General features: G+C 61.3%; 17 protein-coding genes. 4 read left to right on the forward strand and 13 right to left on the reverse strand.

The annotated features are described in order from the left end of the window. Positions 1 to 18 precede the first annotated feature (18 nt). The 3 genes from GTW23_RS07185 to grxD all read right to left on the reverse strand — a co-directional run bounded on the left by GTW23_RS07185 (position 19) and on the right by grxD (position 2,028). Positions 19 to 921, reverse strand: coding sequence for a PI-PLC domain-containing protein (locus GTW23_RS07185; protein ID WP_252915219.1), 903 nt, complete (start codon positions 919 to 921; stop codon positions 19 to 21). A 177-nt stretch (positions 922 to 1,098) separates the two neighbouring features. After that, positions 1,099 to 1,581 (reverse strand): YtoQ family protein, encoded by a 483-nt coding sequence (locus GTW23_RS07190; RefSeq protein WP_252915220.1) that lies wholly within the window; start codon positions 1,579 to 1,581, stop codon positions 1,099 to 1,101. 114 nt (positions 1,582 to 1,695) lie between these two features. Further along, positions 1,696 to 2,028, reverse strand: coding sequence for a Grx4 family monothiol glutaredoxin (gene grxD, locus GTW23_RS07195; RefSeq protein WP_152008463.1), 333 nt, complete (start codon positions 2,026 to 2,028; stop codon positions 1,696 to 1,698). A gap of 99 nt (positions 2,029 to 2,127) precedes the next feature. Here grxD and GTW23_RS07200 point away from each other — a divergent pair, with 99 nt between their 5' ends. Then, positions 2,128 to 2,997 carry a phosphodiester glycosidase family protein gene (locus tag GTW23_RS07200; protein WP_252915221.1) on the forward strand — a complete coding sequence of 290 codons (870 nt, stop codon included), beginning with the start codon at positions 2,128 to 2,130 and terminating at the stop codon, positions 2,995 to 2,997. A 16-nt stretch (positions 2,998 to 3,013) separates the two neighbouring features. Here the strand turns inward: GTW23_RS07200 and GTW23_RS07205 are convergent, their stop codons facing one another. From GTW23_RS07205 to GTW23_RS07220, 4 genes are all read right to left on the reverse strand, one after another. Next, positions 3,014 to 3,307, reverse strand: a complete 294-nt coding sequence (locus tag GTW23_RS07205; RefSeq protein WP_252915222.1) for a hypothetical protein — start codon at positions 3,305 to 3,307, stop codon at positions 3,014 to 3,016. Positions 3,308 to 3,315: 8 nt separating this feature from the next. Beyond that, entirely contained in the window at positions 3,316 to 3,549 is a 234-nt protein-coding gene (locus GTW23_RS07210; RefSeq protein WP_152008465.1) for a BolA/IbaG family iron-sulfur metabolism protein, read from the reverse strand. A 21-nt stretch (positions 3,550 to 3,570) separates the two neighbouring features. Further along, a complete protein-coding gene (gene purL / locus GTW23_RS07215) occupies positions 3,571 to 5,802 on the reverse strand; it encodes a phosphoribosylformylglycinamidine synthase subunit PurL (protein ID WP_252915223.1) in 2,232 nt (743 codons plus the stop codon). Positions 5,803 to 5,947: 145 nt separating this feature from the next. Beyond that, positions 5,948 to 6,325 carry a hypothetical protein gene (locus GTW23_RS07220; RefSeq protein WP_152008467.1) on the reverse strand — a complete coding sequence of 126 codons (378 nt, stop codon included), beginning with the start codon at positions 6,323 to 6,325 and terminating at the stop codon, positions 5,948 to 5,950. Between the two features lie 184 nt (positions 6,326 to 6,509). Between GTW23_RS07220 and GTW23_RS07225 the strand changes: the two genes are divergently transcribed. Continuing rightward, the gene (locus GTW23_RS07225; protein WP_252915224.1) at positions 6,510 to 7,817 is read left to right on the forward strand and encodes a flavin-containing monooxygenase; all 1,308 of its coding nucleotides are present in this window, start codon (positions 6,510 to 6,512) and stop codon (positions 7,815 to 7,817) included. A 15-nt stretch (positions 7,818 to 7,832) separates the two neighbouring features. Here GTW23_RS07225 and GTW23_RS07230 read toward each other — a convergent pair whose 3' ends face one another. The 4 genes from GTW23_RS07230 to purC are packed head-to-tail and all read right to left on the reverse strand — an operon-like array spanning position 7,833 to position 10,198. Then, entirely contained in the window at positions 7,833 to 8,486 is a 654-nt protein-coding gene (locus GTW23_RS07230; protein WP_252915225.1) for an alpha/beta fold hydrolase, read from the reverse strand. Between the two features lie 8 nt (positions 8,487 to 8,494). Next, positions 8,495 to 9,169, reverse strand: a complete 675-nt coding sequence (gene purQ / locus GTW23_RS07235; protein WP_152008470.1) for a phosphoribosylformylglycinamidine synthase subunit PurQ — start codon at positions 9,167 to 9,169, stop codon at positions 8,495 to 8,497. Between the two features lie 3 nt (positions 9,170 to 9,172). Then, complete coding sequence (gene purS, locus GTW23_RS07240) at positions 9,173 to 9,415, reverse strand: phosphoribosylformylglycinamidine synthase subunit PurS (RefSeq protein ID WP_152008471.1); 243 nt, start codon at positions 9,413 to 9,415, stop codon at positions 9,173 to 9,175. An 18-nt stretch (positions 9,416 to 9,433) separates the two neighbouring features. Further along, a complete protein-coding gene (gene purC, locus GTW23_RS07245) occupies positions 9,434 to 10,198 on the reverse strand; it encodes a phosphoribosylaminoimidazolesuccinocarboxamide synthase (protein WP_152008472.1) in 765 nt (254 codons plus the stop codon). Between the two features lie 225 nt (positions 10,199 to 10,423). On the opposite strand from purC, the gene GTW23_RS07250 reads away from it, so the two are divergent. Then, positions 10,424 to 10,744 (forward strand): DUF1476 domain-containing protein, encoded by a 321-nt coding sequence (locus GTW23_RS07250; protein ID WP_152008473.1) that lies wholly within the window; start codon positions 10,424 to 10,426, stop codon positions 10,742 to 10,744. A gap of 118 nt (positions 10,745 to 10,862) precedes the next feature. Beyond that, the gene (locus GTW23_RS07255) at positions 10,863 to 11,624 is read left to right on the forward strand and encodes an HpcH/HpaI aldolase family protein (RefSeq protein ID WP_252915226.1); all 762 of its coding nucleotides are present in this window, start codon (positions 10,863 to 10,865) and stop codon (positions 11,622 to 11,624) included. 16 nt (positions 11,625 to 11,640) lie between these two features. On the opposite strand, the gene GTW23_RS07260 is transcribed toward GTW23_RS07255, so the two are convergent. Both GTW23_RS07260 and GTW23_RS07265 read right to left on the reverse strand, forming a co-directional pair. After that, the gene (locus GTW23_RS07260; RefSeq protein WP_152008475.1) at positions 11,641 to 12,195 is read right to left on the reverse strand and encodes an RBBP9/YdeN family alpha/beta hydrolase; all 555 of its coding nucleotides are present in this window, start codon (positions 12,193 to 12,195) and stop codon (positions 11,641 to 11,643) included. 153 nt (positions 12,196 to 12,348) lie between these two features. Beyond that, complete coding sequence (locus GTW23_RS07265; protein ID WP_252915227.1) at positions 12,349 to 12,579, reverse strand: hypothetical protein; 231 nt, start codon at positions 12,577 to 12,579, stop codon at positions 12,349 to 12,351. Positions 12,580 to 12,583 lie beyond the last annotated feature (4 nt).

Consider the following 12,583-nt stretch of genomic DNA (forward strand, 5'->3'; position numbering starts at 1 on the left):
TCCTCGTGGATTGCGCTTTCAGACACCGTTGCGTGTTTCTGCCGGAATCAGACAATCGGTGTAATAGCCTGCCGCCGTCAAATTGATCGGCGTGTTGATTGTATGAGTGAAGATCCGGTTTTTCGAGATGATATCTGCTGCGGCCTCAACCTGTTTTTCGGGCACGGTCACGGCGAAGAGATCAAGCTCGTCAATCTCTCGAAGCGATTCCGGAGAAAGAGACAGCCGATAGGTTGTCAGGATGATGTCTTCATACCCCATTTGCCGCACCGCCTGGTACTCCGCAGCCGAGTATATCTGAGGCACGAAGCGGTTCTGCAATGGTCCGGCCAGGCTGGCAATAAGGGCGAGGCCTTCGATGTTGCCGCCCTTGATATCGGTGATGATCCTGCCCGGATTGGCCCGTAGCCATTCGAACAAAGTTTCCAGGGACAGCCTGGTCAGGCCGTATTTGGGAGTGCTGGCGTGAAATCTTGCGGATGAAGGTGCAACAAAATGGGATGCCAGCCAATCGGTCCAGTCCAGATGATGCCAGTATCGGTATTCACGGTTCCAATCATGGACGATTGCAAGCTCGTCATCCGCGGTCCAGTTGAAGTCCAGTTCGAAAAGGCGAAGGCCGTTTGCCGCCGATTGATCAAGCGCCTCTTTCGAATTCGAATAGTCTCCCTCCGGCAAGCCGCCGCCGGCGTGGGCAACAAGGGTCACTTCAGCAGGGGCTTCGAGATAGGTTTCGCAGTGGTTGTGTTGGTTATTGGCACGCAGGGTGACCGCAGCGATCGAGATGACGACGGCAAGCCCGACCGTAAGCGTGAGCCTGAACAGCGATGATGAGGTGACCACCAAAGCCATCCGCGAATCCCGGGCTTCTGGTCGAGGCGGGTCGGGTTCTTTGCTCAATTCGAAATCCTGACGTGCCAACTTTACTGCTCAATTCTCCAAATCGGAATCGATCTAGGATGAAAATCATGCAGGGAGTCAACGTTCTGCAGCGACCTTTGCGGGTTTGACAAAATGTACGGTGCTGGAGCGTGAGAGTGACGGGGCTTCAGCCGCGGCCATCAAGAGTTCCTGCTGTCGGCCATCGCAATTGGCGGCTTACTGCGCGGCGTCCTTGACACCGGTGTAGCCGGATAACTCCCCGTCGATCACGTAGCTGAGGATCGAAACCACCTGGTCAGGAAACTTGGCGACGGCAAGGGCTGCGGCATCGACTTCCTTGAGCGCGTGTGCGTGCTCGTCCTGGTGCAGGATGATCAGCGGCTTGCCGAGGGCGCTCGCAAAGCCCGCGTCAAAGGCGGCGTTCCACTGTTTGTATTTTTCGCCGAAGCGGACGACAACGATGTCGGCCTTCTGCAACAGCGTGCGGGTGCGGATGGCGTTGATCTGCGCGCCCTTGTGATCGTGCCAGAACTTGTCAGGCTCTGCGCCGAGGATGGCGACGCCGACATCGTCGGAAGCCTCGTGATGGGTGACCGGGCCCGAGAATGTCACCGGCAGTCCGGCCGCCTTGGCGCCAGCCTCGATCTGCTCGCGCCAGTCGGTGTGGATTTCGCCCGAGAGATAAATGGTCCAGGTCATGATCGTCTCCAGTCGTGTCTTGCATGTCTTGGCAGAGGTCCTCGATTGCCTTCTGCCCCTGAAACGAAAAGAGGCGGAAAATCCGCCTCTTGCCGTGTCGTCCTGTCGTCAGTCTCAGGCGGCTTTGACCGGCACGCCGGCGTCGGTCATGTGCTGCTGCAGCTCGCTTGACTGAAACATCTCGCGGATGATGTCGCAGCCGCCGATGAACTCGCCCTTGACGTAGAGCTGGGGGATGGTCGGCCAGTTGGAATATTCCTTGATTCCGTTCCTGAGCGCATCGTCGGCCAAAACGTTGACGCCCTTGTAGGGAACGCCGAGGTAATCGAGAATCTGCACGACCTGACCGGAGAAGCCGCATTGCGGAAACTGCGGGGTGCCCTTCATGAACAGCACCACGTCGTTGTTTTTCACTTCGTTGTCGATGAAATCATTGATGCCGGACATCGTTGGATCCTTTCAAAGCGTGTGGCCACGATAGTTCTTGCCTTTCAGATAACGCGGGCGGCATGACAAGACAAGAAGGGGAGCCCTATAAGTGATGAGATGTGGATACGTGGCGCCGGTTATCTAGTCCTGATCCTGCTGGCCCTTTGGGGCGGCTGGGCTGTGTGGAATGTTGTGGGTGGCCAAAGCGAGCCGTCCGGGCTGGTCCTGCCGCAGCGAAGCCTGCCGGAAGGTGCAATGGAGAAGAGCCCGCAAGGAAGGACTGAGACGGTGACCGACATGCCCGATATCTGCGAAGAAACCGTGTTCGAGGGTGCGCGATCGATCCTGTGTGTTGCCGATCCCTCCGTTCATTCGGTCCGGCTTGCCTATCGCGGGCCGGATGGCGCTGTTCTGGGCAGCGTGGAGAAGGCGGTGACGGCGCTGGCGGCCGGCGGGCAAACACCGATCATGGCGATGAATGCCGGTATGTATCACGCCGACATGACGCCGGTGGGGCTTTATGTCGAAAACGGTGTGGAGATTGCGCCGCTCAATGAAGATGACGGGTTCGGCAATTTCTTTCTCAAGCCCAACGGGGTGTTCTTTGTCCGCGAGGACGGCAGCGCCGGGGTGATGGAAACCGATGCCTATCTGGCTGCCGGTATCGCGCCGGAATTTGCGACCCAGTCTGGGCCCATGCTTCTGATCGACGGCGCCATGCATCCGCGCTTCCTGCCTGACGGTACCTCGAAATACATCCGCAACGGTGTCGGCGTGAGGGCTGACGGAAAAATCGTGCTGGCGATCACCCGCGATCGGGTCAGCCTCGGTTCCTTCGCGCGGCTGTTTCGGGATGTCGCGAGATGTGACAACGCGCTGTTCTTCGACGGTGCGGTCTCGAGCCTGGCCCTCAGCATCCATATGGAAATCGATGCAGGCGAACCGGCGGGGCCGGTGGTGGCGGTGTTCGCGAAAGCGGACCACTAGATCTCTGACGGTCGGTCTATGCAGGCTTGCGAGCCGTCGATTTCCGCCTTGTGGTGCGCGTCTTGCGGCTCTTTGTGCGGCGGATCCTGGTGCGCTTGGGCGCGGGCTTCTTGCCGGTCAGCGCCTCGACCAGGATTTTCTCGATTGTCGATGTGGTGGTCGAGCGCTTGCGCCGCGACGTGGTTTTCCGGCGGGTTGTCGTGCGGCGTGTGGTGGAGCGGCGGCGCTTGCGCGTGACGGCGCCCTTGGCCATGCCGTCAACCACACCGTCGATAATCTCGCTGATCAGGCCGTCGAGAAACCCAGCCATGGATTGGCTCAGTCGGGCACGCTGGTCTGCAGCGCCAATGCGTGCAGAACGCCGCCCATGTTTCCTTCAAGCGCGTTGTAAACCATTTGGTGCTGCTGCACCCGGCTCTTGCCGCGAAAACTCTCGGAGACAACCTCCGCCGCATAGTGATCACCGTCGCCAGCCAGGTCACGGATCGTTACCTTGGCGTCAGGAATCCCGGTCTTGATGAGTTTTTCGATATCGCCTGCATTCATTGGCATGTGGGTCGGCTCCTGATTGGGCTATTCGGCGGCAAGGGTTTCGGGAACATCCATAAAGGCAGGAAACCACGATTCATGGGTGGCGCGCAATGTGGATACCGGCAGCGAGAGCAGGCCACCGATGGTCAGGCTGTCACCGGACATCGTGCCCAGGTGGCGGAAGGGAACACCCGCTCCCTCGGCGCTGGCCATGATGTATCCCGACAGATCGGAAGGGACGGTGATGACATAGCGGGCCTGGTCCTCGCCGAACAAAAGTGCATGGGCGGGTCCGTGGCTTGAGGAGAGGTCAAGTTTCATGCCGAGATCGGAAGCCATGGCCATTTCGGCCAGCGTGGTGGCGAGGCCGCCCGAGGAAATGTCGTGGCAAGAGGTGACCTGGCCGTTGCGGATGGCGGAGCGGATGAAATCGCCGTTGCGGCGCTCTTCCATCAGATCCACCGTTGGTGGCGCGCCTTCGGCACGGCCGAGGCAATCGCGCATCCAGGCCGACTGGCCGAGATGGCTGCAATCGCCGCCGATCAGAATGACGGCATCACCGGCATTGGCACCGCCGATGCGGGCCATGTGGTTCCAGTCGTCGATCAGGCCGACGCCGCCAATGGTGGGCGTGGGCAGGATCGCCTCGCCATTGGTCTCGTTGTAGAGCGAGACATTGCCGGAAACGATGGGGAAGCCGAGCGCCGTGCAGGCCTCGCCGATGCCCTGGATGGCCATCACCAGCTGGCCCATGATCTCGGGCCGTTCCGGATTGCCGAAATTGAGGTTGTCGGTCGAGGCAAGCGGTTCGGCGCCGGTGGCGGTGAGGTTGCGCCAGCATTCGGCGACGGCCTGCTTGCCGCCCTCGTAGGGGTTGGCCTCGACATAGCGGGGCGTGACATCGGAAGAGAAGGCCAGCGCCTTGGTGTCGTGGCCCTCGACACGGACCACGCCGGCGTCGCCGCCGGGGATTTGCAGCGAATTGCCCTGGATCAGCGTGTCGTACTGCTCCCAGACCCAGCGCCTTGAGGCGTTGTTGGCCGAGCCCAGAAGGTCGAGCAGCGACTGGCCGTAGTCCTCGGGCTCTTCGACTTCGGTGATGTCGAGCGGCGACAGGCCGCCGATCTCGCGCCATTCGCGGTCATATTCGGGGGCTTCGTCGCCCAGTTCCTTGATCGGCAGGTTGGCGACCTCATCGCCCTGGTGCAGAATGCGGAAGCGCAGATCATCGGTGGTCTTGCCGACAATGGCGAAGTCGAGGCCCCACTTGACGAAGATCGCCTTGGCAACCTCTTCCTTGGACGGCTCAAGCACCATGAGCATGCGCTCCTGGCTTTCCGAGAGCATCATTTCGTAGGCGCTCATGTTCTCTTCGCGCACCGGCACGCGGTCGAGATCGAGCTCGATACCGAGATCGCCCTTGGCGCCCATCTCGACCGCCGAGCAGGTGAGGCCTGCGGCACCCATGTCCTGGATGGCGATGACCGCGCCGGTCTGCATCAGCTCGAGGCAGGCCTCAAGCAGGCATTTTTCGGTGAACGGGTCGCCGACCTGGACGGTGGGGCGCTTTTCCTCGATGGATTCGTCGAACTCGGCAGAGGCCATGGTGGCGCCGCCGACGCCGTCGCGGCCGGTCTTTGCACCGAGATAGACCACCGGCAGGCCGACGCCCTTTGCTTCCGACAGGAAGATCGCGTCGGTCCTGGCGATGCCCGCGGCAAAGGCATTGACCAGGCAGTTGCCGTTGTAGCGCGGGTCGAACTCGACCTCGCCGCCGACGGTGGGCACGCCGAAGGAATTGCCATAGCCGCCGACACCGGCGACGACGCCCGAGACCAGGTGGCGGGTCTTTGGATGATCGGGCGCGCCGAAGCGGAGCGCGTTCATCGCCGCGATTGGCCGCGCGCCCATGGTGAAGACATCGCGGAGGATGCCGCCGACGCCGGTGGCCGCCCCCTGGTAGGGCTCGATGTAGGAGGGATGGTTGTGGCTTTCCATCTTGAAGACGACGCAGTCGCCATCGCCGATATCAACCACGCCGGCGTTCTCGCCCGGGCCCTGAATGACCCGCGGGCCGGTGGTCGGCAGGGTGCGGAGCCACCTCTTGGAGGATTTGTAGGAGCAGTGCTCGTTCCACATCGCCGAGAAGATGCCAAGTTCGGTGAAGGTCGGTTCACGCCCGATCAGATCGAGAATGCGCTGGTACTCATCGGGCTTGAGCCCGTGAGCGGCAATCAGGTCTTCTGTGATGGGAATGATGTTTGGAATGCTCATGGCGGTGGTCGCCCTTCTTGTCCTCAGCGTGCCTGTGGCTATAGCGCAATGACGGGCCGGTTGGCACCTGTAAATTGGGATTTGGGCCGAAAGAAAGCGCTAAACTGTGGACATGGCCGATGCCAATCCGCCCGGCCGGCACCGGTCAGCAGCCGGTGCCGCCTGACGCCCAGCGCGAAATGTCGCCATTGATCCGGCCGGCCAGCGGCGAGGTGGAGAGCGGGCCGTAGAACTGAGCATTGCCGGCGGAAGCAATGATGACCGCCTGGGGCAGGGACTGTGGCTTGCCGCGCGGGATGATCAACAGGCGCGGCGTGCTGGTGGTGTCGAGTTCGGGGACAATCCCGTAGGCGGCGAAGTCGCCATCCTTGAGCCAGCAGGCATGGGCCTGGCTGTTGACCTTCTGCAGGGTCGCGACAGCAATTGCATTGCTGCTCATTCCCGCCGGCGGGCCTGACGCAGGCGCACAGGCGGACAGGACGAACCCAACAGCCGGGACAAGCAGGGTCTTACTCAGTTTCATCAAGGTCTCCGGGCGGCTTCAGGGATGGAAGTCAGTTATGCTGCTGCAATAGCACGATTCCTGCGCGTGACAGCGGTTCTTGGTTGGGTTCTATCGCTCTGAGCCGGGCGGCGTAGACATTGTCGCGGGGGATACCTGCTGGTAAGACGCACGGCAAGGGGACATAAGTGTGAGTACAGGTGGGATGAGCAGAGCGGATCATGTCCGGGTTTGCGTGGTCGGGGCGGGTCCGACCGGACTGACGACGGTGAAGAACCTTGTCGAGGCGGGTATCACCGATATCGTCTGCCATGAAGCGCAGGGCGAGAGCGGCGGTATCTGGGTTTTCAGCGATGATCCGGACCGACCGAGCGTCTATGAAAACGCACATACGATCAGTTCAAGACGATTGTCGCAATTTCCGGATTTTCCGATGCCGGAGGACTATCCCGATTATCCGTCGAACCGGCAAATCCTCGCTTACATGCGCGCCTACGAATCCCATTTCGATCTCGGCAGCCACATCCGGCTGAACTCAAGGGTCGCAGATGTGAGCGCCCGAGATGGGGGTGGATGGGTGATCGCCTATGAAGATGCTTCTGGGCGGCACACCCAGACGGCTGATTACCTGATCATCTGCTCGGGCCACCACAGGGAGCCGTTTGTTCCGGACCTTGCAGGGGATTTTTCGGGCGAACAGCTTCATGCCGGGCGCTACAAGACGGCTCGCGGCTTCGAAGGCAAGAAGGTGCTTGTTGTCGGGGGAGGAAACTCGGCCTGCGATATTGCGGCAGCACTCAGCCGGGTCGCTGATCATGTCAGTCTGAGCATACGCAGCCCGCAAGTCATCGTGCCGAAACTGATCGCCGGACGCCCGGTGGATGTTCAATTCTCAAAGTTGCGCAAAATCCAATCGCGATGGCTCAGGGACACGCTTCTCAAGCTCGGGGTCAGGTTGGCGGTCGGGCCTTATGACCGGTACGGGCTGCAGGAGCCACAGGGCAGGGTGCTGAGGCAGCATCCGACCCTCAACACGGATGTTCTCGACAGGATCCGCCATGGCACGGTAACCATGCGGCGCGGAATCAGTTCTGCCAACAACCGCATGGTGAAGTTCAGCGATGGCGCGAGTGACGAGTTCGACACCATCATCTGGGCCACCGGCTACCGGCTTGGTACGACCTACCTTTCCCGTGTCTGTCCGGACTGGAGCGAGGCGCAGCAGGTGCCGCTCTACCTCAAGATGATGATGGCGGACGTGCCCGGACTGTTCTTCATCGGCCTCATTCAACCGGTCGGATGTATCTGGGTGCTTGCCGATCTGCAGGCCAAGATCGCGGCTTCCGAGATCTCGGGCAAATGGCAGCGGCCAAGTGACATGGCCATGCTGATTGAGCGGGACAACCGGCGCGATGCCTTGCGGTACAAGGCCAGCCCACGGCATGCCGTACAGGTCGAAACCTACGAATACCAAGGCGAGTTGGAAGCGGTTCTGAAAGAACTGCGCGGGTAAGCATCGCGCTTTGCCTCAACGGGCGGCGCGTTTGACCAGTTTGAGGATTTCGGACTGTATGACGGCGTTGTGGGTGACGGTCCAGTGGTCGTCACCGGCTCCGGCTACTTCGTCGCGCTCGCCCATGTCGATATTGGTGATGCGCGACTGCGGCACGCCGGGGGCGGACTTGAGACGGGATCCCAGGCCATTGCCGGAGAAGAAGAAATTCACATAGCGCCCGACATTGGTTGAAAGTGGGCCGCCGCGGGTCGGATCCACGGTGACAACCAGGGCGACCGGGATGTTGTCCCTGCGCAAGCCCGCGGCAACCTGTAACGCGGCATTGCCGCCGAAGGAATGTCCGACAAGGATGACGGGCTTGTTTCGCTTCGAACCGGCGTACTCCTCGACAATGGCGGAGCGAATGGCGGCGCCGCTGAGGTGTCCGTAGACCTTGGCGGTGACCCCGGATTTGGCAAGGGTCTTTGCCATCGTATCGAAACCGGTCGAAAACACGCCCATGAAACCGCGAATAAAATAGACCTGGGTCGTTGTGGCAGTTGTCTTGCTTGCCGCTTCAGCGCGAGGCGCACCTGTCAGCGTGACCAGAACCAGGGCTGCCAGCAGCCAGATTGCGGCCCTTCGCGAGCGGGGATGAGATCCTGTGGTAGGAACGCCGATCGCCATAACCCGCCTCAAGCGTCGACCAGTCCCAGCGCGGACTCGAACAGGGCGCGACCGTCGCTGCCGCCATGCGCGGGTTCGATCAGGTTTTCAGGATGCGGCATCATGCCCAGCACGTTGCCCGCCTTGTTGACGATGCCGGCGATGTTGTTGAGCGATCCGTTGGGGTTGGTGTCGGCGGTGTAGCGGAACGCGACCTGATTGCTGGCTTCGAGGTCGGCAAGCGTTCCGGGATCGGTGAAATAGTTGCCGTCGTGATGGGCCACCGGGCAGCGGATGACCTGGCCCTGGCTATAGCCTTGCGTGAACGCGGTCTTCGCGTTGGTGACTTCGAGCTTGACCTCGCGGCAGACGAATTTAAGCGAGGCGTTGCGCATCAGCGCGCCGGGCAGAAGGCCGGCTTCAAGCAGGATCTGGAAGCCGTTGCACACGCCGATGACGCGGGTGCCCTTTTCGGCCTTCTCGCGCACCGCCTGCATCACCGGCATGCGCGCGGCAATGGCGCCGCAGCGGAGATAATCGCCATAGGAAAAGCCGCCCGGGATGACGATCAGATCGACGTCGTCATCGATCGAAGTCTCGGTCTGCCAGATCGTTTGCGGGGCCTGGCCCGAAATCTTGGTCAGCGCCGCGATCATGTCGCGGTCGCGGTTGAGGCCGGGAAGCAGGATGACGGCGGCTTTCATGGCTCAGAGCACCTCGACCGCGAAATCCTCGATCACCGTATTGGCGAGCAGTTTTTCGCCCATGGCCTTGAGTTCGGCCTCGGCCTTGGCGCGGTCGGATGTTTCAAGAACCACATCGAAGACCTTGCCCTGGCGGACGGAATCAACGCCGGAGAAGCCGAGACCGCCGAGCGCATGCTCGATGGCCTTGCCCTGCGGGTCGAGAACGCCGTTCTTGAGCGTTACCGTGACGCGTGCCTTGATCATTGACCCAACTCCTGAGGCTTACTTGACCAGAACCGGCCCGGTCGGGCGGTTCGGCTCGTTCTCGTTCATGATGCCAAGCCGGCGGGCGACTTCCTGGTAGGCCTCGACCAGATTGCCCAGATCGCGGCGGAAGACGTCCTTGTCGAGCTTCTGGTTGGTGTTGACGTCCCAGAGGCGGCAGGAATCGGGCGAGATCTCGTCGGCGACGACAATGCGCATCATGTCGCCTTCGAACAGGCGTCCGCATTCGATCTTGAAATCGACCAGCTGGATGCCGACGCCGAGGAACAGGCCGGTGAGGAAGTCGTTGACGCGGATGGCAAGCGCCATGATGTCGTCGATTTCCTGGGGGCTGGCCCAGCCGAAGGCGGTGACGTGCTCTTCGGAAACCATCGGGTCGTCGAGCGCATCGGCCTTGTAGTAGAATTCGATGATCGAGCGCGGCAGCACGGTGCCTTCCTCGATGCCGAGGCGCTTGGCGAGCGAGCCGGCGGCAACGTTGCGCACGACGATCTCCAGCGGGATGATCTCGACTTCCTTGATCAGCTGCTCGCGCATGTTGATGCGCTTGATGAAGTGCGTCGGGATGCCGATCCGGTTGAGATGCGAGAATATGTATTCGGAGATGCGATTGTTGAGCACGCCCTTGCCGTCAACCACGTCGTGCTTCTTCTTGTTGAACGCGGTGGCGTCGTCCTTGAAGAACTGGATCAGCGTGCCTGGTTCTGGGCCTTCATAAAGAATCTTGGCCTTGCCTTCGTAGATACGGCGGCGACGGGTCATGGAGCATCTCTGTCAGTTGAGCCGGCTGAAGCCGCGGCAACTCGGCATAGGGTCGATTTTGAGCCGTGCTTTAGCGGATTGTCCAGGCTTTCACAACGCTGTTGTCGGCAATGTCCCCCGAATTGCACGGCATGAGACGAGTTTACATTGCACTTTCGGCGGTCTTTTGTTTTATGGACCAAACCCCCATATAGGGATTATCGATTCACCGCCGGGAGCCAGCTCATGAGCAGTATGAAAGACCGCGAAAACGCATTTGAAAACAAATTTGCCCATGACGAGGAGTTGAAGTTCAAGGCGGAAGCCCGCCGGAACAAGCTTCTGGGCCTCTGGGCGGCCGAATTGCTCGGCAAGAGCGGCGACGAGGCGGAAACCTATGCCAAGTCTGTTGTCATGGCCGACTTCGAGGAAGCGGGCGACGAGGACGTGTTCCGCAAGGTGCGCGCTGATTTCGATGCGGCCGGTGTGGACCAGTCCGATCATCAGCTGCGCCGCAGGATGGATGAGCTTCTCGCGGTCGCCGTCGAGCAGATCCAGAACAGCTAAGGCTTTTCTGTCGTCTTATCTTCAAACCGCCCGCGGCTTGCCGGGGGCGGTTTTTTGTTGGATTGAAGGAAACAAACCGCCACCAGCGGGCGTGACAGCGATTCGGGAGGAGCCGGCAATGCAACTGCGAGACAAGCTTGATCAGGACAGGATGCTGATCACCGCCTGGTCGACCTCGCCGTCCGAGGAAATGGCGGGCGCACTGGCCCGCTGCCCGTTCGACACCGTCACCGTCGACATGCAGCACGGCGCCCATACAGAAACGACTGCCTTTGCCTCCGCGAAGGCGATCTTTGCCGCGGGCAAGCCTGCGATCATGCGCATACCGGTGGGGCGGAACGATCTTGCCAGCCGGGCGCTCGACATGGGCTTCGAGGCGGTCATCGCGCCGATGATCAATTCGGTTTCCGATGCAGAGGCGTTCGCGGCCGCGATGAAATACCCGCCGGTGGGCGAACGCTCATGGGGACCGATGAGAGCGCTGCAGCTGCATTCGGGGCATTCGCCCGAGAGCTATTTCAGGTCGGCCAACAGCGAGACCCTGGCGCTGGCAATGATCGAAACCCGCGCCGCATTCGCAGCGCTTGACGGGATTCTTGCAACCGACGGGATCGACGGAATCTTTGTCGGACCGTCGGATCTTTCGATCTCGTGGTCGGACGGGGCGGGTGTCGATCCGCAAAACGAAGAGCTTCAGGACGTGATTGCCGAGATCGGCAACCGGGCTCACCGGGCCGGCAAGGCAGCGGCGATCTTTGCCGTCGATCCGGCCGATGTACCGCGCTTCGGCAAGATGGGTTACCGGCTGGCGGCCTTGAATACGGATCCTGCGATCATTCATGCCGGTGCCGCGGTGATGCTGGACAAGGCGCGGGGCTGACCGCCGTCCAGCTGCCCTAAGGCTGCAGCCGGGTCAGGAAGTTGGCGAATACCATGATGCCTTCCGGCCAGGGGCCATGGCCCGATTCGGCGTTGATGTGACCGGCTTCGCCGGCGTCGATCAGCATCGACCCCCAGGCATTGGCCATGTCGCCGGCATGTTCGAAGGATCCGAAGGGATCGTTGCGGCTGGCCACCACGATCGACGGGAACTCCAGCGGCTCTTCCTTGTAAGGGCCGAAGGTCATCAGGTGCTTTGGCCGGACTCTCGGGTTGTTGACTTCGGGGGGCGCCACCAGGAAGGCGCCGGCAATCTTTTTGTTGCACTGTGGCAATGCCTGCAGCGCCGTTGCCACGCCCAGCGAATGGGCAATCACCACCACCGGCCTGGTTGCTTCGTTGACGGCTTCGGCGAAGCGCGCGGTCCAGTCTTCGCGGACCGGCTTGGCCCAGGCGTCCTGTTCGACGCGGCGGGCTGTCGACAGGCGGCCTTGCCAGCGGGATTGCCAGTGGTCGGGACCGGAATTTGTGTAGCCCGGTACAATGAGGATGTCTGCTTCTGCTACTTTCATGCCGCCGAGGTGGGCGAGGGCGGGTCAAATGTCAACCGGTGCAGCGGGCCGAGATGGTCTGCGGGTGGTTGAAACTGGCTTTCGTGCCACATTCGACGACCGGCGTGGGCTCCGGGCCGGGCATTTTACGGCCTTGACTGGCCATGCGACCGCCTAAAGGCCGCTTGCAGGGTAGGCGCTGATTTCCGTCGGTGGGGTGATCACAAACGGTCCGCCGCCATTTTTCAGTTGCCCCTGGGAGAAGACCAGCAGGACGCCAAGCGAGATGATCACGGTTGCGGCCGCAATCCAGAGGCTGATGCCGCTGTCGTGGGTCTGATACTGTTCGGCGCCGTCGTCGCGGCGGTGATAGCCGTTGCCGGGAAGGGGCGGGTGGTCCTGCATGGGA

Source organism: Parahoeflea alexandrii (assembly GCF_024105735.1).
Taxonomy (GTDB): Bacteria; Pseudomonadota; Alphaproteobacteria; order Rhizobiales; family Rhizobiaceae; genus Hoeflea; species Hoeflea alexandrii.